Source organism: Mesorhizobium sp. M0074, from assembly GCF_040322975.1.
GTDB lineage: Bacteria > Pseudomonadota > Alphaproteobacteria > Rhizobiales > Rhizobiaceae > Mesorhizobium.
Window position 1 is genome coordinate 117,191 of record NZ_JAMYUM010000021.1, and the last position, 17,335, is coordinate 134,525.

20 protein-coding genes and 1 tRNA gene are annotated in these 17,335 nt (G+C 61.4%); 11 read left to right on the top strand and 10 right to left on the bottom strand.

All coding sequences use genetic code 11. From position 1 onward, the window contains the following. The first annotated feature begins 278 nt into the window (after positions 1 to 278). Entirely contained in the window at positions 279 to 1,700 is a 1,422-nt protein-coding gene (locus NKJ73_RS25515; RefSeq protein WP_352571508.1) for an MFS transporter, read from the top strand. Positions 1,701 to 1,881: 181 nt separating this feature from the next. On the opposite strand, the gene NKJ73_RS25520 is transcribed toward NKJ73_RS25515, so the two are convergent. Together NKJ73_RS25520 and NKJ73_RS25525 are read right to left on the bottom strand one after the other, a co-directional pair. Continuing rightward, a complete protein-coding gene (locus tag NKJ73_RS25520; protein ID WP_023674449.1) occupies positions 1,882 to 2,577 on the bottom strand; it encodes an RlmE family RNA methyltransferase in 696 nt (231 codons plus the stop codon). Continuing rightward, complete coding sequence (locus tag NKJ73_RS25525; RefSeq protein ID WP_352571487.1) at positions 2,574 to 3,986, bottom strand: Ppx/GppA phosphatase family protein; 1,413 nt, start codon at positions 3,984 to 3,986, stop codon at positions 2,574 to 2,576. The genes NKJ73_RS25520 and NKJ73_RS25525 overlap by 4 nt, the downstream gene beginning before the upstream one ends. Before the next feature lie 485 nt (positions 3,987 to 4,471). Between NKJ73_RS25525 and NKJ73_RS25530 the strand changes: the two genes are divergently transcribed. From NKJ73_RS25530 to NKJ73_RS25540, 3 genes are all read left to right on the top strand, one after another. After that, complete coding sequence (locus NKJ73_RS25530; protein ID WP_352571488.1) at positions 4,472 to 5,404, top strand: putative bifunctional lysylphosphatidylglycerol flippase/synthetase; 933 nt, start codon at positions 4,472 to 4,474, stop codon at positions 5,402 to 5,404. 119 nt (positions 5,405 to 5,523) lie between these two features. Then, a tRNA-Gln gene (locus NKJ73_RS25535) sits at positions 5,524 to 5,597 on the top strand. A 116-nt stretch (positions 5,598 to 5,713) separates the two neighbouring features. Beyond that, complete coding sequence (locus tag NKJ73_RS25540) at positions 5,714 to 5,929, top strand: hypothetical protein (protein ID WP_352571489.1); 216 nt, start codon at positions 5,714 to 5,716, stop codon at positions 5,927 to 5,929. Positions 5,930 to 6,140: 211 nt separating this feature from the next. Here NKJ73_RS25540 and NKJ73_RS25545 read toward each other — a convergent pair whose 3' ends face one another. Next, positions 6,141 to 6,440, bottom strand: coding sequence for a hypothetical protein (locus tag NKJ73_RS25545; RefSeq protein WP_352571491.1), 300 nt, complete (start codon positions 6,438 to 6,440; stop codon positions 6,141 to 6,143). Positions 6,441 to 6,692: 252 nt separating this feature from the next. On the opposite strand from NKJ73_RS25545, the gene NKJ73_RS25550 reads away from it, so the two are divergent. After that, positions 6,693 to 7,115, top strand: a complete 423-nt coding sequence (locus NKJ73_RS25550; protein WP_023674444.1) for a CBS domain-containing protein — start codon at positions 6,693 to 6,695, stop codon at positions 7,113 to 7,115. Between the two features lie 155 nt (positions 7,116 to 7,270). Here NKJ73_RS25550 and NKJ73_RS25555 read toward each other — a convergent pair whose 3' ends face one another. Next, entirely contained in the window at positions 7,271 to 7,696 is a 426-nt protein-coding gene (locus NKJ73_RS25555) for a hypothetical protein (RefSeq protein ID WP_352571492.1), read from the bottom strand. A gap of 548 nt (positions 7,697 to 8,244) precedes the next feature. Between NKJ73_RS25555 and NKJ73_RS25560 the strand changes: the two genes are divergently transcribed. Beyond that, positions 8,245 to 8,397 (top strand): hypothetical protein, encoded by a 153-nt coding sequence (locus NKJ73_RS25560; RefSeq protein ID WP_352571493.1) that lies wholly within the window; start codon positions 8,245 to 8,247, stop codon positions 8,395 to 8,397. Between the two features lie 25 nt (positions 8,398 to 8,422). Here the strand turns inward: NKJ73_RS25560 and NKJ73_RS25565 are convergent, their stop codons facing one another. The 3 genes from NKJ73_RS25565 to NKJ73_RS25575 all read right to left on the bottom strand — a co-directional run bounded on the left by NKJ73_RS25565 (position 8,423) and on the right by NKJ73_RS25575 (position 11,060). After that, positions 8,423 to 8,854 (bottom strand): YybH family protein, encoded by a 432-nt coding sequence (locus tag NKJ73_RS25565; protein WP_023674442.1) that lies wholly within the window; start codon positions 8,852 to 8,854, stop codon positions 8,423 to 8,425. A gap of 737 nt (positions 8,855 to 9,591) precedes the next feature. Beyond that, complete coding sequence (locus NKJ73_RS25570) at positions 9,592 to 10,254, bottom strand: acyl-homoserine-lactone synthase (RefSeq protein ID WP_352571494.1); 663 nt, start codon at positions 10,252 to 10,254, stop codon at positions 9,592 to 9,594. Between the two features lie 83 nt (positions 10,255 to 10,337). Next, the gene (locus tag NKJ73_RS25575; RefSeq protein WP_352571495.1) at positions 10,338 to 11,060 is read right to left on the bottom strand and encodes a LuxR family transcriptional regulator; all 723 of its coding nucleotides are present in this window, start codon (positions 11,058 to 11,060) and stop codon (positions 10,338 to 10,340) included. 150 nt (positions 11,061 to 11,210) lie between these two features. On the opposite strand from NKJ73_RS25575, the gene NKJ73_RS25580 reads away from it, so the two are divergent. From NKJ73_RS25580 to NKJ73_RS25590, 3 genes are read left to right on the top strand one after another with little or no spacing between them, the layout of a single operon-like run. Beyond that, positions 11,211 to 11,858, top strand: coding sequence for a cysteine hydrolase family protein (locus NKJ73_RS25580; protein ID WP_352571496.1), 648 nt, complete (start codon positions 11,211 to 11,213; stop codon positions 11,856 to 11,858). Continuing rightward, entirely contained in the window at positions 11,855 to 13,168 is a 1,314-nt protein-coding gene (locus NKJ73_RS25585) for a type I glutamate--ammonia ligase (RefSeq protein WP_352571497.1), read from the top strand. The genes NKJ73_RS25580 and NKJ73_RS25585 overlap by 4 nt, the downstream gene beginning before the upstream one ends. Continuing rightward, positions 13,168 to 13,950 (top strand): N-formylglutamate amidohydrolase, encoded by a 783-nt coding sequence (locus NKJ73_RS25590; RefSeq protein WP_352571498.1) that lies wholly within the window; start codon positions 13,168 to 13,170, stop codon positions 13,948 to 13,950. Before NKJ73_RS25585 ends, NKJ73_RS25590 begins: the two co-directional genes overlap by 1 nt. 120 nt (positions 13,951 to 14,070) lie before the next feature. Here the strand turns inward: NKJ73_RS25590 and NKJ73_RS25595 are convergent, their stop codons facing one another. The 3 genes from NKJ73_RS25595 to NKJ73_RS25605 all read right to left on the bottom strand — a co-directional run bounded on the left by NKJ73_RS25595 (position 14,071) and on the right by NKJ73_RS25605 (position 15,543). Next, on the bottom strand, positions 14,071 to 14,502 hold the full coding sequence (locus NKJ73_RS25595; protein ID WP_352571499.1) for a DUF6392 family protein: 432 nt from the start codon (positions 14,500 to 14,502) through the stop codon (positions 14,071 to 14,073). 84 nt (positions 14,503 to 14,586) lie between these two features. Further along, positions 14,587 to 14,826, bottom strand: a complete 240-nt coding sequence (locus NKJ73_RS25600) for a hypothetical protein (protein ID WP_352571500.1) — start codon at positions 14,824 to 14,826, stop codon at positions 14,587 to 14,589. Positions 14,827 to 14,886: 60 nt separating this feature from the next. Next, positions 14,887 to 15,543, bottom strand: a complete 657-nt coding sequence (locus tag NKJ73_RS25605) for a hypothetical protein (RefSeq protein WP_245274617.1) — start codon at positions 15,541 to 15,543, stop codon at positions 14,887 to 14,889. A 250-nt stretch (positions 15,544 to 15,793) separates the two neighbouring features. Between NKJ73_RS25605 and NKJ73_RS25610 the strand changes: the two genes are divergently transcribed. Together NKJ73_RS25610 and NKJ73_RS25615 are read left to right on the top strand one after the other, a co-directional pair. Beyond that, positions 15,794 to 16,426 carry a DUF4129 domain-containing protein gene (locus NKJ73_RS25610; protein ID WP_352571501.1) on the top strand — a complete coding sequence of 211 codons (633 nt, stop codon included), beginning with the start codon at positions 15,794 to 15,796 and terminating at the stop codon, positions 16,424 to 16,426. After that, a partial coding sequence (locus NKJ73_RS25615; RefSeq protein WP_352571502.1) for a DUF4350 domain-containing protein occupies positions 16,423 to 17,335 on the top strand: 913 nt, incomplete at its 3' end. The genes NKJ73_RS25610 and NKJ73_RS25615, both read left to right, overlap by 4 nt.

The window sequence follows — 17,335 nt, forward strand, 5'->3', positions numbered from 1 at the left end:
ATGCAGGAAAGGCGCTCGCCCTGATGGACAGCGCCGACTCGTCTTCTTCCCTTTCAGGATTGGCGCTGGCTCGTAACACGTCCCGTGGCCGTTGAAAAGCCGATGGTTGTGTAGTGGCAAAGCTGCATTTGCCGCAGGTGATGCAAGACTTGCGGTCGCACAAACGTGACAGCAAATTAATGCGACATTCGGGCCCAGCCATGATAACCGCCCTACCTGTCGGTTTGGCCCCCAAGGCCGGCAAGAATCGCGACGCGCATTTCAAGACCGGATCCATCGTGAACCGCACCATTCCGCTTATCCTGGCGGTCGCTCTTTTCATGGAAAACATGGATTCGACCGTCATCGCGACATCGTTGCCGGCGATCGCCATCGACATCCACACCAGCCCGATCGCGCTCAAGCTGGCGCTGACCGCCTATCTGGTATCGCTGGCGATCTTCATTCCGATAAGCGGCTGGATGGCCGACCGCTTCGGCGCCAAGAATGTCTTCCGCGCCGCGATCGCCGTGTTCATCGTCGGTTCGGTCGCGTGCGCCATTTCCAATTCGTTGCCGGCTTTCGTGGTGTCACGCTTCCTGCAAGGCATTGGCGGCGCCATGATGACGCCGGTCGGGCGTCTGGTGCTGGTACGCGCGACGCCGAAAAGCGAGCTCGTTGCCGCCATGTCGTGGCTGACTGTCCCGGCTCTGGTCGGCCCCCTGGTCGGCCCGCCGGTCGGCGGCTTCATCACGACCTATTTTTCCTGGCACTGGATTTTTCTGATCAATGTGCCGATCGGTTTGATCGGCATCTGGCTGGCCACGCGTTTCCTGCCGAAGACCGACGCCGCGCAGACGCCGCCGCTCGATCTCATCGGTTTCGTGCTGAGCGGGCTGGCGGCATCGGGCATTGTGTTCGGCCTGTCGGTGGTCAGCCTGCCGGCTCTGCCGCCAGTTGCCGGCTTTATCACCGTTGCCGTCGGGCTGGCATCGGCGGTGCTTTACCTGCTGCACGCGCGCCGCGCCAAGAATCCGCTGCTGGCGCTCGAGCTGTTTCGCAATCGGGTGTTCCGCTCGTCGGTGCTCGGCGGCGGACTGTTCCGCATCGGCATTGGTGCCGTACCTTTCCTGTTGCCGCTGATGTTCCAGATCGGTTTCGGGCTGACGCCGTTCCAGTCCGGCATGATCACCTTCGTCTCGGCGATCGGCGCCATAGGCATGAAATTCGTCACTGCCCTGATCTTCAGGGTCGCCGGCTTCCGCCGGGTGCTGATTTCAGGCTCGCTCATCGCTGCCGCGTCCATCGCCATCAACGGCCTGTTCACACCCGACACGCCCTATGGGCTGATCCTCGCCATGCTGCTCGCCGGGGGCTTCATCCGGTCGATGTTCTTCACCGGCATCAATGCGCTTGCCTACGCCGAGATTTCGGCCGCCGACACCAACAAGGCCACGCCGATCACGGCGGTGTTCCAGCAGTTGGCGATCGCACTCGGCGTGGCGCTGGCCGGCGGCATCCTGGAAGTGTCGACCAATATCCATGGCGGCCCGCTGACGCTGAGCGACTTCCACACCGCCTTCTTCATCGTAGCGGCGGTGTCGGCGGCAGCCTCGCTGTCGTTCATGCGGCTGGCGCCGGACGCCGGCAATGCCGTGTCGGGACATGGCAGGTTGACGCCGCCGAAGACGCTGGAGCCGGTGAGCCCGCCGGGGAGTTGAGGACCCCTTCCCTTCTCCCCTTGTGGGAGAAGGTGGATCGGCGCGCAGCGCCGAGACGGTTGAGGGGTGTTGGAAGAAATGAGGCGATGATAACTGCAAGCGTGTTGCCAAGCTGGAACACCCCTCATCCGACCTCGCTTCGCGAGGCCACCTTCTCCCACAAGGGGAGAAGGAAAGGGCGCTACCCCTTAAAATCCTTCGCCAATAAATAAAGCTCCACCGACTCGTCGCGCGAGGCCGGCGGCTTGACGTGGTGGACCGAGCGGAAATTCCGCTTCAGCCTGGCCAGCAATTCGTTTTCGGCGCCGCCCTGAAACGTCTTGGCGAGGAAATGTCCGCCAGGCTTCAATACCGACAGCGCGAAATCGGCCGCCACCTCGCAAAGATGCATGGTGCGGATGTGGTCGGTCCGCTTGTGGCCGGTGGTGGGTGCAGCCATGTCGGAGAGCACGATGTCGGGCTGGCCGCCCAGCGTCTCGGCCAGCTTTTCGGGTGCCTGCGGATCGAGGAAATCCATCAGCAGCACCGGCGCGCCCGGCACGGCGTCCATCTCGAGATAGTCGATGCCGACGACGTTCGGGTGTTCCGCGGTCGACTTGGTACGCGCGGCGGCGACCTGGCACCAGCCGCCGGGTGCCGCACCAAGGTCTATCACCTTCATGCCGGGCTTGAGCAAATGGTGCTTGTCGTCGATCTCGATCAGCTTGTAGGCGGCGCGCGAGCGATAGCCGTCGGCCTTCGAGCGCTGGACATAGGGATCGTTGATGTGGCGCTGCAACCAGCGGCGCGACGATTCCTTCAAGCCGCTTTTCTTCTTGATCTTCGTCTTCAGCACGCGAATGCCGGCGGAGCTCGGTCTTTCCGGTTTTTTGGTCATTGCCGGCCCCGCCCGCTGTTGCGCCAGACGCCGTCATCGGCCATCAATTCGCTCAGTATGCCCTCGCGCAGGCCACGGTCGGCGACACGCAGCCGCTCCGACGGCCAGACGGCACGGATCGCCTCCAGTATGGCGCAGCCGGCCAGAACCAGGTCGGCGCGGTCGGCGCCGATGCAAGGGTTGGCGACGCGCTGCTGGAAATCCCAGCCGACCAGTTTTTCGACCATGCGGTCGACGCTGTCGCGATCCATCCACAGCCCGTCGACGCGGCGGCGGTCATAGCGTTCGAGGTCGAGATGAACGCCGGCCAGCGTCGTCACAGTGCCCGATGTGCCGAGCAAATGGAATTTCGGGCTGGACAGGAGGTGGCTCAGCCGATCGCGCCCGTCGAAGGCGCGCAGCCGCATTGCGACATCCTCGACCATGGCGCCAAAGATCGCGCGCGTCACCGTGCGGCCGCCAAAACGCTCGGCCAGCGAGACGACGCCGACCGGCAGCGACGTCCACGAGACGATGTGGTTGGCAAGCCTTGGCGAGCGCTGACCGGTGAGGTCGATCAGCGCAATTTCGGACGAGCCGCCGCCGATGTCGAACAGCACGACGCCTTGCGTGTCGCGCTCGACCAGCGAGCCGCAGCCCGACACCGCCAGCCGCGCCTCGGTCTGGCGGTCGATGATCTCGAGCTTCAGGCCGGCCTCGCGCTCGACGCGCTCGAGGAACTCGACGCCGTTGGCGGCGGTGCGGCAGGCCTCGGTGGCGATCAGCCTGGCCTTCCTGACCTTGCGGTTGCGCAACTTGTCACCGCAGATCTTCAGCGCCTCGACCGCGCGGTCCATTGCGGCGCCGCCAAGCCGACCATTGGCGGTAAGGCCCTCGCCCAGCCTGACAATGCGCGAGAAGGCATCGATGACGCGGAACTGGCCATGGCGCGTCGGCACCGCGACCAGCAGGCGGCAATTGTTGGTGCCGAGATCGAGCGCCGCAAATACCGGCAATTCCTGCAGCGGTGGCGGCGTGCGGGCACCTTGCTCCGGCCTTGGCGAGGCTGGAGGCAATTGCGCGATCGAGGACTGGGGCGCGATCGAAGCCGCTGGCTGGGGCGGGCGAGCGGCCGGGGCCTCGCCGGCGGCGGACACCGAAGTGCCTGATATCACCGGACGAGCCTCGTCGCGTGCGAAAACCTTGCGCCCGCGCCGCCGCTTGCGCCGTTTCTTGGGTTTGCCGTTCTGATGCGGGCCGTTCTGGCCCTTGTGGTCGTGGGACGTGTCGCCAGCCTGTCCATTGCCGGACCGGGGCTGCACCTGACGGCCGTAGCGTCCGGTGGATGGGCTTGCCTGGCCGGACGGCGTCGGCGAATCCCTGGACACGCCCACTTCCGGCGCGCCAGCGCCGGCTTCGTGGTCTTCCACTGTCGTTCCTTCCGGCGCCGCGCGAACCGAGATCGGACGCAGCAGGCGCTTTTACATGTTCAAGTTGTCGCCAGACTATCAGCGCCGGGCCGGATCACCAAGAGCGCTCGCGGCGAATTTTGCCGGCGGCGTGAAGGCGGCGACGTCGGTGATCCCTTGTCCCCTGGGGAGAAGGTGGCCGAGCGAAGCTCGGTCGGATGAGGAGTGCCGGAAGGATCGCGGCATTGAAGATGTAACCCCTTCAAATCATTTTATTTTTTCGAGCCGAGTTCCTTCCGGCACCCCTCATCCGGCTCGGCGCTGCGCGCCGATCCACCTTCTCCCACAAGGGGAGAAGGGAAGGCGCGAGCGCCACAACGCGCCTTCCCGGTTGAATAGCCGGCTTCAATGAGGCATTTCTGAAATGAACCATTCGGGACTGCGGGCGGTTTGCCTGCTGCGAACCGGAAAACGGGGTACGGGCTGCAACGCATGATCGTCAGGCCATGAACTGGAGGCGTTATTTCTGGCCCGTGATCGGCATCGCCGCGGTGGTGTTCTCGCTGTGGCTGCTGCTGCACGAATTGCGCGGCATCTCGCTCGACGATGTCTGGGCCGGCATAATCGCCATCCCGGCGCGCGGCTGGGTGCTGGCGGCGCTGAGTTCGGTCATCGCCTATGCCTCGCTCGCCGGTTACGACCACATCGCGCTGCTGCACATCGGCAAAAAAGTCTCGTGGCTGTTCGTCACCTTCTGCTCGTTCACCACTTACGCGCTGTCGCACAATATCGGCGGCTCGGTATTTTCTGGTGCGGTGATCCGCTACCGCGCCTACGGCACCAAGGGCCTGACCGGGCAGGATGTCGGCGTTCTGGTGGCGATTTGCTGGATCACCTTCGTGCTGTCGACACTGTTCGTCTCAAGCATCGTCCTGCTGCTCGAGCCCGAGGTGATCGACCGGTTTTCCGGCACGCCGCATCACAAGCTGTCGCAAGCCGCAGGGCTCGCCATGCTGCTCGTGGTGGCGGCCTATGTCTTCGGCAGCTGGCTGCATCTGAGGCCGCTGAGGATCGGCAGCTTTCAGTTGCACTATCCGGCGCTGCCGATCGTGGCGCGGCAATTGCTGGTCGGCCCGATCGAGCTGCTGGCGGCGGCGGCGATCATCTTCTTCGCCCTGCCCGTCGCCGGCAATCCCGGCTATTTCGTCGTGCTCGGCGTCTTCCTGGTGTCGTTCTCGATCGCGCAGATCTCGCATGCGCCGGGCGGGCTCGGCGTGTTCGAGGTGGTGTTCCTCGCGGGCTTGTCACATATGGATCAGGTCGGCGTGCTGGCAGCGCTGCTGGTGTTCCGGCTGTTCTACCTGATCGTCCCGCTGCTGATCGCGCTCGGCGTGGTGCTGTTCTTCGAGCACTCGCAATACAGTCGCAGCGAGAGTTGAAGTGCCGGAAGACGATGATTGAGCCCCAACACAGGGTTGACTATTTTCCGGCGGCGGCTACAAGGCACGCGCGGCGACGTCGCCGCCCTGCCCGTGTGGTTTTCAACAGCCGCGCCTGCTGGGGAATAGGTTAACGGTAGACCCACGGACTCTGACTCCGTTAGTCCTGGTTCGAATCCAGGTTCCCCAGCCAGCTTCTTTTTTTCAATAGAAACAATTACTTAGATCATTCCCGAAAATGGCATGTGTTACAACCATGCGGATGATCCGCATGGTATTCTATCCGCATCATTCGGACCGGGAGGTGGCATGAATCTTCGATGGTCAATAAACCTGCTTGAGGACGGCGCTGTCGTCACTCAGGAAGGCGAATATCTCGGAACTTGGGGAATCGATGAGTCGGACGCGATATATGAATTCACGCCAGACGGTGCAGCTGAGCCGTTGCTGTGCAGTGGATTTGTGAAGTTCCTATGCGATAGCATTGAACAATGGCACAGCCTGCAACAGAGCGGCGGCGCGTGAGCCACTCGCGATCGAAGCTGTCAAGTGCCTGCGTCCGCGCACGACGTTGATCCTTATACTTGCTGGACGGCTGAGCACACTACATCTAGGAATTACGGTGACAGTGCACTTTTTACCATGTCGCCCCGTGTCTAGATTGACCGCATGGTGCACCTTGCCCGCGTTCCCGCCCTGCCGCATCCCCGGACCGTACGGGCGAGCCAAAGTGTTTTCACGTCCGAAGACTATGTGTTCCGCAAGAACTGCTCATTGAGTATTGCCGCGTCGCCGATGTCGCGGTTTTTCGATGCACCCGGGGGCCGAGAGTATCGCCGGGCAAATCGGCAAAGCCGAGAAACCCGGAAACGAGCCAGGCGGCGAAAAGAAAATAGTGCACCGGAATTACGGTGACGGTGCACTTTTTACCATGTTCGCCCCGCCGCATCGTGTAACCTTGCCCGCGTTCCCGGTCTGCCGCAGCACCGTACAGGCGAGCCAAAGTGTTTTCACGTCCGAAGACTATGCGTTCCACAAGGACCGCTCATCGAATATTGCCGCGTCGCCGATGTTGCGGTTATCGATGCTGGGGGATGCGGCAGACCGGGAACGCGGGCAAGGTGCACCATGCGGCGGGAGCGACATGGTAAAAAGTGCACTGTCACCGTAATTCCGCATGACAATCACCGCAAAATGCGGGTCTGGATGATGACCTCTGGCAGCCAAACCCCGTCCGCGTTAGAATGGGACAGGGGGACATTCACCAACCCAGCAAGGGAGGTCCGCCATGAAAGTCAAAGACGCAATGCATAAGGGTGTCGACTGGGTCAGCCCCGAAACCGCTGTCACCGAACTGGCGAAAATGATGCGAGCCCAGGATATCGGGTCGATTCCCATTGGAGAGAACGACCGACTGATCGGAATGGTGACCGACCGCGATATTGTCTGCAACGGACTGGCAGAAGATGGTTTCGACGGCCGCATCGCAACGGCGCGCGATGTTATGACGGCCGGCATTCACTGCTGCCGCGAAGACGACGATCTGGCCAAGGCCGTACGGCACATGGAAGAACTGAAAATCCGCAGGTTGCCGGTGATCAACAAGAATATGCGGATGGTCGGCATCCTTAGCGTCGGCGACGTCAGTCAGTCGGCACCGAGGGAACTGGTGTCCGAATACGTCAAGAGCGTTTCCGCCCACCACCACTGAAGGGCGGCTCGCCCGTGCGCTAAGGCCTCAGTCTGCCGCCGCGCTGGCCACAGCGCGCCGGCAGAAATGTCCGGTCATCGAGGCCGTGGCGCACCGGAAAAGCCCGCCGGCCGAAGCCGGCTGGAGCGTCTGCAGTCGCCAGAGTGTGGGTAACTTTATGCAGCCTTCAGGTTAATCACCCGCATCACTGCGACCGCTGTTCCGTTGTTCGTAGCAGCCTCCTTTGTGCTACCCTTGCCGCAGCTCCATACGTCACCCTCCTTGGCCGTGAACTGCATGTCTCCGGCCGTGACCTGCAGCTCGCCTTCAGTGACCGTGCAGACCATATCGTCGGCCATGACATCCCCGAGCGGGCTAGTTGCCTTTGGCTGGTAGACGACGTCTTCCATGGCAATTTTCTTGTACCCCTTGATATGGGAGTCTCGTGTTCCCAGTTCGACGAGCCGAACGCCGGGAAAAATCTCTTTGCCATCAGTCGGACCGTAGGTCTTGGCCGCTACCGGAATGGGCTTTGCGACCAATAGCGGGGCCGCCAACGAGGTGGCACCAAGGGCGAGAGCATTACGTCGAGTCATCTTCATAACATCCTCCCTGAGTTAGTTCGCCCGACCGGGCGAACCTGATATTTTACGCGCCCGTTCAGCCAAATAGTCAAAACACAATTGGGCAAGCCAACGCCTGGCCTGCGCGCGTTCTGGCGTGCCGCTGTCCTACACCGCCGAAGTGCTTCGCGCGTCTTGGCGGCTCGCTGCGGCTGGCTGCGCATGGCCTGCCTGCCACACCTCTTGACTGTCCGAGCGGGTTAGATACTTTTTGCTGCGTGCCTTGAGAAAAGCGGTGCCGGGCACCTTGGTCAGCCGCGTGATAACCGACGAATGGGTGAGCCCTCACGTCGAAGAGAAAGAAGAAACAGCACCAGCTCTTGCTGGCCGCGCTGCCTAAAGCGAAACCGAAAATGACCTAGATTGTTGATGCGACGCGGGAAATTGGCCGCTAAGGATGAATTACGGTGACAGTGCACTTTTACCATGTCGCCTCCGCCGCATGGTGCACCTAGCCCGCGTTCCCGGTCTGCCGCATCCCCAGCACCGTACGGGCGAGCCAAAGTGTTTTCACGTCCGAAGACTATATGTTCCTGCTGATCGAGTATTGCCGCGTCGCCGATGTCGCGGTTTTCAATGCGCCCGTGGGCCGAGAGTATCGGCGAGCAAATCGGCAAAGCCGTGAGAACCCGGAAAACGAGGCAGGCGGCGAAAAGAAAAATGGTGCACTGTCACCGTAATTCCTAAAACCTCTCCGGCAAGCTTCTACTCCCCGACAATGGACGTCGGCGGGCGTGCCGAGGTTATCGGATCGGCATGACGAAGGACGATCCTCCACGCGCCTTCCTCGCGCCGGAATATGGTGGTGACCCGAAGCGCAATCGGCACCAGTTTGTTGCCACCACCGACCTTGGATTGGAACCGCTCGACCTCGATGATGTATCCCAAGTCGGCTGTCGCATACTCCGAGATGCGCTCAAAACCGATGGCCTTGCCGTGCCGGTAATTGGTGGCGGCCCGTTCCATGGTCTCAGCGGCCTTTCTCCATCCCTTCGCCGGCGGGCCAAAGGGATTGGCAATAATGACGTCGTCCTGTCGCGAATAGAGGTTTTTCAGGGGCTCAGGATCGCCCTTTACGAAGGCATCCAGAGCCAGATGATCCTGCTCGATAAATTTCGTCAGGTCGGAGGCTAACATCTTGACACCGCCCCATGACTAAAAAGAGAACTCTATCAAGCGCTTCATACGCCCTTCGCCTTGCCGTAGGCATTCGAGCTGGTGTCCCGAGTATAGATCAGAATTACGGTGACAGTGCACTTTTTACCATGTCGCCCTCGCCGCACGTGCACCTTGCCGGTGTTCCCGGTCTGCCGCATCCCCAGCACCGTACGGGTGAGCCAAAGTGTTTTCACGTCCGAAGACTATGTGTTCCACAAGAACTGCTCATCGAGTATCGCCGCGTCGCCGATGTCGCGGTTTTCGATGCCCCGTGGGCCGAGAGCATCGCCGAGGAAATCGGCAAGGCCGTGAGCCCGGGAAAACGAGGCAGGCGGCGAAAAGAAAATAGTGCACCGTCACCGTAATCCGCTCACAGGCCTCTAGCTGTGGCGGCGCCTTCACTAGACGGTGGAAACTATGACTGCCGTGAAATCGGTAGGCGGAAATACCCTTCCACTTGTGTCCTGAGCTGACTGCATCACGACGATGTATTCCGATCCAACCTGCTTGATCCAATAGCTACTAGTTACATGAGGAACGTTATGACAGTGAGATACTATTGGCACAAAATGCCCTTTGTACTTTTCTGCAATTTCAAATGATAACACATTGTTTTCCCATTTCACATTTGCCGAATGTTCCGCGAGCTGACCTTCCTTTATTCTGGCTGACGCAAGAATGACAGACATAATTACCCTCCCAGTTAACCATTAGACTTAGACCCGATTACAGACCAATGACACGCTGGTTTCTAGGAGGAACGGTATTTGCGTTCCACACCGAACCAACAACGAATGCTCAACCCCTAGTATCTTCCGCACGCTCGACAGCGCCGCCTCATTCACCTCGATATAGGCGACGATGTACCACTCGCCGTTTTCTTCCCTGGCCATGCCCATCGGCTCGGCCCGCCATTTGAGCGCACCGTGGTGCGGCATGAAGTAGGTTTCCTGGATGCCGCCGACTGCGCTGAGGCCCTCGTCGAGAGCGTATTCCATCACCGCGCAGCACAGCTGCGTCAGCGTGCCCCTCAGTCCAGCAGTTCGTTTATCGGGAACGACGAATGTGCGCGTCCATTCGGCCCAATCGGGACGCCTCGGGACGCCCGATCTTTCGCACATGTGAGAAAAGACCTCCGAGACCATATGCGGCTCGCTCGTTGGGATCAATCGAGCCGAAGTCACCACACGACCATCTTCGATACCGAGCAGGTAAGTCGCCGCGTCTGTATCGAATTGGTCCAGCTCGCGACCGTCCGGGCTTGGAGGGCGCCAATGTTTCTGGTGCACGAAAAAGTCGTGCCGGCGGCGCAGAAACTCGTCGAATTCGTTTTCATAGAGATGCTTGTTATGCGCATTGACTACGTGGGCCGTTATCATGGCGCGATCCCCCGATCGTTCTCAACGGGATACTCGCAGTCGCGCTAATATACGTCACCTGTCCGATGGGACAGTTGACGCGTTTAGGGGTGGATCAGACGCCGGCGCACCGCCTCGACGACCGCCTGCGTGGTCGTTGCGACGCCAAAAGCCTCGCGAGCCCGTGTCGAGTGCCATTTGACCGTGCGCTCGGTCAGGCCAAGGATCTGCGAGGTTTCCGATGAGGTCTTGCCAGCCGCGGCCCACAAGAGCACTTCTTTTTCGCGGTCGGTCAGCACGCCCTCGTGGTCATCGTCGTCATTCGCCAAGGCCTGGATCGACATGCCCGCGTATACCGCCATGGTCACCAGTTGCACCTGATGGCGCGGCGACAGGGTGCAGGACTTCGTGGAAGACGCAAACGACAGCACGGATTGCCAATGATGAACGCTGAGCATCGGTACGGCGAAGCCGCTACAGATGCCGAACTCTGTCGCCTCGCCGGCAACGCGTCGCGAGCCCTGCGTATCCGACCACTTTGCCGGGACTTCGGACCAGAGGAACGGCTTCAAGGTCTTTGCCGAGTAAACGCAAACGCCGTCGACGGCGGCATGATCGGCCTCGACATAGCGCTCGAACCAGCCGGCCGGCCAGCCATTCAGTTCGACCATCGGTGCAAGCTTCTGGCCACCAAGCGGCACGCCGCTCAGGATAAGGTGCTCGAAGCCGAGATTCCTCACGGTTTCAAGCAGGTCGCTCAGCAGCGGCCCGGTAGCTGTGTGTTTCCTGCAGCGTTCGACAAAGTCGAACACATCTGAATCGATCATGACAGAGACCCCCGTCTCCACGCCGAAAACAAAGTTTAACTCAAATTAGCAACTTCGAATACTCCCAATAAGTGTGTCCGCGACGCAGGACGCGTGGACCAAAATCAGCTAAATCAGCCAGACGTGATCAGCGAAGCAGGACCACCAAGCATGACGCCAGCATTGCCGAAACGAAACGAGCCGTTCCGGGCTGGCGAAACTGCGCTGCTGCTGGTCGACATGCAACGGGTCTGGCTGGAGCCGGGTGCCGATCCGGCGCATCCGGAGCGCGGTTCCGACCACTATTTCTACCGGCAGACGGCGTCGCAAACGATCCCCAACCAGGAGCGCCTGCTGGCGGCGGCGCGGGCCAACGGCGTCGAGGTGATCCATACCATCATCCAGAGCCTGACCGAGGACGGCCGCGACCGCTCGCTCGACCACAAGCTGACGCCGATCCATATCGCGCCGAGCCGGCCGGAGGGGCTGCCGGTGCCGTCGCTGGCGCCGGTCGGCGACGAGATCATGCTGCCGAAGACATCGTCGGGTGTCTTCAACTCGACCAACATCGATTATGTCCTGAAAAACCTCGGCGTGCGTTACCTGGTCGTCGCCGGCATCATGACCGACCAGTGCGTCGACATGGCGGTGCGCGATGCCGCCGATCGCGGCTATCTCGTCACCTGCGTATCGGATGCCTGCGCCGCCGCCACGCGGGAGCGCCATGATGGCGCGCTCGAGGCTTTCGGCGGCTATTGCTGGGTCGCAGATACCGCCATCGTTACTGCCCGTTTCGAAGCCTTGGGAAAAGCTGCATGACCGTCGAACCGCTGGTTGCCGTCGTCACCACCGATCTTTCGGCGATCACGCGCGGCCGCTCCGTCGTCGAAAGCAGGCTGCAGAAGATCGCCGCGACCGGCGTCGGCTGGCTGCAGGCCAATCTGTCGCTGACGCCGTTCAACTCGATCGTCGATCCCAATCCCTGGGGTTCGTCCGGCGATGTGCGGCTCGTTCCCGATCTCAACGCGCGGTTCCGCACGGCGCTGACCGGATCGGCGACGCCCTTCGACATGGTCGCCGCCAACATCGTCGAACTCGACGGCAGCCCGTGGGTCGGCTGTACGCGGACCATGCTCAAGGATGCGCTTACTGAGTTGAAGGCAGCGGCCGGGCTTTCCGTCATCGCCGCCTTCGAGCATGAATTCCATATCGAGGGCGACTTCGGCCCGGCTCATTCGATGTCGTTGGCAGCACTGCGCCGCGCCGACCCGTTCGCCGCCAATCTGATGGCGGCGCTGGCGGAAGCCGGCGTCGCGCCCGAAGTGGTGATCGCCGAATTCGGCACCGACCAGTTCGAGGTGACATGCGAGCCGGCCGATGCGCTCGCCGCGGCCGATCGCGCCGTCGCCATCCGCGAGATCACGCGCGAAGTCGCGCGATGTGCCGGCTGGCGGGCGAGCTTCGCGCCCAAAACCGCGCCCGATGCCGTCGGCAACGGCGTCCACATCCATTTCAGTTTCGTCGACGAGGCCGGCAAGCCGGCGACCTACGATCCGGCCCAGCCTGGCGGCCTTTCCAGCCGTGCCGCTTCGTTCTGTGCCGGCGTGCTGCGCCACCTGCCCGCGATCACCGCCATGACGGCGGCGAGTGTGTCGTCCTACTACCGGCTGAAGCCGCATAGCTGGAGCTCGTCCTACACCTGGCTTGCCGATCGCGACCGCGAGGCGAGCCTGCGCATCTGCCCGACGGTGACGATCGGCGGGCGCGATCCGGCGCGGCAGTACAACATCGAATACCGGGCAGCCGACGCCACGGGCAATCCATATCTATCGCTGGCGGCGATCGTGCGCGCCGGGCTGGAGGGGCTGAAGGCCAAGCTGCCGGCGCCGCCGCTTGTCTCGGGCGACCCGACGCAGATGAGCGGTTCCGAGCGCAAGAAGCTTGGCCTCGTGCGGCTGCCGGAAACGCTGCCTGCGGCACTCGACGCGCTCGTTGCCGACAAGACCGTCACCGGATGGTTCGCGCCGGTGTTCGTCGAGACCTTTGTCGGCCTCAAGCGGCATGAGACCGAGCGCCTCGCTGGTCTCGACCCAGTGGCGGTCTGCGATCTCTACCGGACGCTGTATTGATGGCTGAGCCGCTTGCTAACGCCATCCTACCGGAAGGTTGGCTTCCAGCGGTCGAAGCAATCAACGAAACGGGGCGTTCCGATATCGTTTTGATATGCGAGCACGCTTCCAATCATATTCCGGCAGAGTATGCGCGGCTCGGTCTCGACAGCAGCCATTTGCAGCGCCATATCGCCTGGGACATCGGCGCCGCCGAAGTGACCCGCGCTCTGTCGAAGCTGCTCGATGCTCCGGCTTTCCTCAGCTCCTATTCGCGGCTTTTGATCGATCTCAACCGGCCGCTTGGTTCCAGCGGCAGCATTCCGGTGCTATCGGAGGACACCGGCATCCCCGGCAATGTCGGCCTCGATCCGGAGGAGCGAAGCCGGCGTGCCGAAATCATGTTCGCGCCGTTTCATGACCGCGTGGCCGCCCATCTCGACGACCGGGCGAAGCAGGGCAGACCGACGCGGATCGCGACGATCCACTCCTTCACGCCGGTCTTCCTCGGCATTGCGCGGCCCTGGCACGCCGGCGTGCTTTACGACCGGGCAGTCGATTTCGGCCAGGCAGTGCTTGCCGGCCTGCGCGCCGACAGTGCGCTCAACGTCGCGGCAAACGAGCCTTATGCGATCAGCCGCGACGGCGACTACGCCATACCGGTCCATGGCGACGATCGCGCCATTCAGGCCGTCCTCATCGAGATCAGGCAGGACCTGCTGGCGGGCCGCTCCGGCATCGAGGAATGGGCGAAGCGGCTGGCCACAGCGTTGCCGGCGCAGCAGAAGCAGAATCACTCGTGAGCAATCGCAGCCTGCGCGAGCGCGACGCGAGCCCAGCCGCCGATGAAAAGCCGGCCGAAGGCAAGATTCAGACTTCGAGCTGATAAGCTTGGTCCGTTTAAATTCTGCTCCATTGAACACTCAAGGAACTACGTGTGTACACATCAGCGTTACTCGTCTTATTCTTGCTGCATCAGGCCGATATTCGATATGTATTGAATAGTTTTCCTTGTCAAATCGATCCCACGCGCCATATTCGCCCAAGATAGTGTCTCTATATCCGGTGCCACTTTTTGTGGGCTTTCCAAGTATATCTAGCTCTTCGCCGCGGTTAGCTAAAAATGGAATTTCAACGAGGGCCTGATCAAAAATGTCAGAATCTATAAATATCGAGTTAATTCTCTCATCGCTATCGCAAGTAAGTGAAAGCCCGTTCCGCCCAGATGTATAGCTTATCTCATCACCCGGAAGATCTCTCTCAACCGATCTTTTGAATCTCCACAAATTGAACGGCGAAGACGTCAAAAGGACCGACGACAGTTCCCCCAAATATTTGATCATGGAAATTCCCATCTAAACTCCTATCTCCATATATCGTTCTCCCATCACCGCTCAAATCCCCGATGGCAGCGCGCGTCAGCACCGCCTCCAGGAAGGCTATGAGACCACATAGCCGATCGCGCCAACCGCCGTGAGCGCGACCCGTTGAACCGAGAAAGCCGGAACGTCATGCCCAAAGTTCGTAGGGGATTTCCAGAACCAGAATCTGGGCAAAGCAAAAAAATCAGGGCAAGCCCCGAGGTAGAGCCCAGGATTGCGGCCGATCACCGCAAAGCTGGCGCCGAAAACCCTGCCGATACGAAATGTGTTGGGCTGGTCCAGCGTTATTGACGCCACGATATTACCTATCCAGTCCAGACCGATCCTGACGCGATGAAGGCAGCAAATCCCTTGCCGCTACGAGAAGATTTCCGCCAAGTCTTCGACGCTGGTGCCTTCCTTGACTTGCCGCAGCTCGACATAGCTGACTGCCGGGGCGATCGACGTCACAATGGATACGATCGCTGTCACCAGGGCGCCAAGAAATATGCCGGTGGTTAGGCCAAAGACCATGATCGCACGGCTGAGCACGGCCTGGATCAGCACCACAGCTATGAACAGGACAATCCAGAATCCGAACAGAGCCCAGCGGCTTCCTTTGGTAAGTTCCCGGCTGCGCTTCATGCTGCCGAAGACCCCCAGTCTTTCCTGAACCAAAACAGGCACAGCGACAGACCAACGAAGCCACAATATGATGCCGGGAACGAGCAGAAGCATCGCGCCGGCGGCGGCGCCGAGGCTCACCAGCACCGCGATGCCTATCACCGGCAGCAGGAGGGAGATTGCCGTCTTGAGGCAATCGCCAATCAATGGTCGCTTGCCGTTCAGATCCTCGATCGCGGCACGCACCAGCGCCGCCTGCAGGATTGCCGACAGTGTCATGGAAACCAACACGCCAACGATCGTGGCAGTGATTCGTTGGACTGAGAACTCCGGAACGCCAGCCTCGACGTTGGTCGCCCATTTCCAAATCCAAAGCTGGTAAAGAAGCGTAGGCAAGCCTGAGAACAGCATGGCCAATCCAAGGCAAAGCACTGGATTGCGGCTGATGACAGCGAAGCTGTCGTTGAAAACCCTGCCGATGCGAAATTTGTTCGGCCGTTCCAGTGTCACTGATGTCATGATGCTTCCCCCTGCCTCACCGCCGCATGGCTGGCGGCCCCGGTGGTAAATCTGCCAAGATTGGTGGTCGCCGTCCAGCCCACTTGCAATTGTTCCGCTGCATTGCCAGTGTCGGCAGGGAACCACAGGTTGCAGGGAGCGGGTGGCGTTGGCACAGCCAGGCACAGCGGAAGCCGAACGGCTGACCAATCTGCACAAGCAGCTGATCGCCGATGAGTCGATCCAGTTCGACCTGCCGGCCTATGTGCCGCCGAAGCCGCCCGAGTGGCTGAAACCGCTGCAGGATTTTTTGTCGTGGCTCGGTCCCTACATGATCTATCTGTTCTGGGGGGCGGTGATATCGGGCGTCGCAATCATCCTGCTTTTGGTCTTCCTCGAGGTGAAAGGCATCGCCTGGCGGCTGCCATGGCAGCGCGCGCGGCCCGAAGTCGAAGACGAAGAAACCTGGCGCCCAGACGCCGGCGCCGCGCAGATCCTGCTGTCGCAAGCGGATGCGCTGGCCGCACGCGGCGACTATGACGAGGCGGTTCACCTTTTGCTTCGGCGCAGCGTCGCCGATATTGCCAGCCGGCTGCCGGACTTCCTGCGCCCGTCGCTCACCGCGCGCGACATCGCCAATGCCCCTTCCCTGCCGGGAAGGGCGCGCCATGCGTTTACCGAGATCGCCCGCATTGTCGAGGCGGCGCTGTTCGCGCGCCGGCCGGTCGGCGCGGCAGGCTGGCGGCAGGCGCGCGGCGCCTATGAACGTTTCGCCTTCCGGGATGCCTGGACGTGAGCGCACCGGCGGTCGAGGCACAGGAGCCGTTCAATCGAAAGACACTGTTTTGGGGGATTTTCGCCAGCCTGCTTGCGGCAGCCGGTTTCTTCCTGCTGTCCACCTATGCTCCCGATTTCCGGCAACCCGGCAATGGCGGCGCCACGCCGCTGTCGAAAAGCGGCGTCGGCTACGCCGGCCTGGCGGAATGGCTGCGGCTCACCGGCGAAGCGCCCTTGATGGCGCGGACCGAAGACGATCTTGCCAGAGACATACTGCTGATCGTCACCATCTCGCCCGACAGCGATCCGGAGGCGCTCGACCACATCCTCAATCTTCGCCAGGACCAGAACACGCTCTTCGTGCTGCCCAAATGGCAGATCCTGCCGCTGCAGGGGCATGAAGGCTGGAACATGAAATTCGGGCGATTGCCCGGTTCGGTGGTGAACGAATGGCTTGGCCGCATCGCCGATGCGAAGATCGGTGCCGGCCAGAGCACGGCAAAGCAACTCGACATCGAAGGCAACATGGTTGCCGCACCCGAAGAATTGCAGTGGGTGGCCGACAAGTACCCTCTCATCGCAGCCGGCAATGACAAGGCTGTGCTTACCGAACTAAACGACAAGCCGTTCTATATCCTGACTGACCCCGACCTGATCAACAACGCCGCCCTCAAGGATCCCGAAAAGGCAGCAGCCGCGCTCGGGCTGATTGCCTTGCTCCAGCCCGACGACGGCCCGGTGATGTTCGATCTGACGCTGCACGGCGCGGGGCGGAAGTATGACCTCGCCAAGCTTCTGGTCGAGCCGCCGTTCCTGGCGCTGACACTGACGATCCTGATCGCTGCGGCGCTGGCGTTCCTGCATGGCCTTGGCCGGTTCGGCCCGCCGCGTATCGACCAGCGCGCGATCGCCTTCGGCAAGCGTGCGC

Bases quoted from the DNA above. Each gene is read 5' to 3' on its own strand.
- NKJ73_RS25605 (WP_245274617.1), bottom strand. From the start codon at position 15,543: ATGCTGTTCTCAGGCTTGCCTACGCTTCTTTACCAGCTTTGGATTTGG.
- NKJ73_RS25550 (WP_023674444.1), top strand. From the start codon at position 6,693: ATGAAAGTCAAAGACGCAATGCATAAGGGTGTCGACTGGGTCAGCCCC.
- NKJ73_RS25585 (WP_352571497.1), top strand. From the start codon at position 11,855: ATGACCGTCGAACCGCTGGTTGCCGTCGTCACCACCGATCTTTCGGCG.
- NKJ73_RS25590 (WP_352571498.1), top strand. From the start codon at position 13,168: ATGGCTGAGCCGCTTGCTAACGCCATCCTACCGGAAGGTTGGCTTCCA.
- NKJ73_RS25555 (WP_352571492.1), bottom strand. From the start codon at position 7,696: ATGAAGATGACTCGACGTAATGCTCTCGCCCTTGGTGCCACCTCGTTG.
- NKJ73_RS25530 (WP_352571488.1), top strand. From the start codon at position 4,472: ATGAACTGGAGGCGTTATTTCTGGCCCGTGATCGGCATCGCCGCGGTG.
- NKJ73_RS25575 (WP_352571495.1), bottom strand. From the start codon at position 11,060: ATGATCGATTCAGATGTGTTCGACTTTGTCGAACGCTGCAGGAAACAC.
- NKJ73_RS25540 (WP_352571489.1), top strand. From the start codon at position 5,714: ATGAATCTTCGATGGTCAATAAACCTGCTTGAGGACGGCGCTGTCGTC.
- NKJ73_RS25560 (WP_352571493.1), top strand. From the start codon at position 8,245: ATGTTCCTGCTGATCGAGTATTGCCGCGTCGCCGATGTCGCGGTTTTC.
- NKJ73_RS25520 (WP_023674449.1), bottom strand. From the start codon at position 2,577: ATGACCAAAAAACCGGAAAGACCGAGCTCCGCCGGCATTCGCGTGCTG.
- NKJ73_RS25580 (WP_352571496.1), top strand. From the start codon at position 11,211: ATGACGCCAGCATTGCCGAAACGAAACGAGCCGTTCCGGGCTGGCGAA.
- NKJ73_RS25595 (WP_352571499.1), bottom strand. From the start codon at position 14,502: ATGGGAATTTCCATGATCAAATATTTGGGGGAACTGTCGTCGGTCCTT.
- NKJ73_RS25565 (WP_023674442.1), bottom strand. From the start codon at position 8,854: ATGTTAGCCTCCGACCTGACGAAATTTATCGAGCAGGATCATCTGGCT.
- NKJ73_RS25570 (WP_352571494.1), bottom strand. From the start codon at position 10,254: ATGATAACGGCCCACGTAGTCAATGCGCATAACAAGCATCTCTATGAA.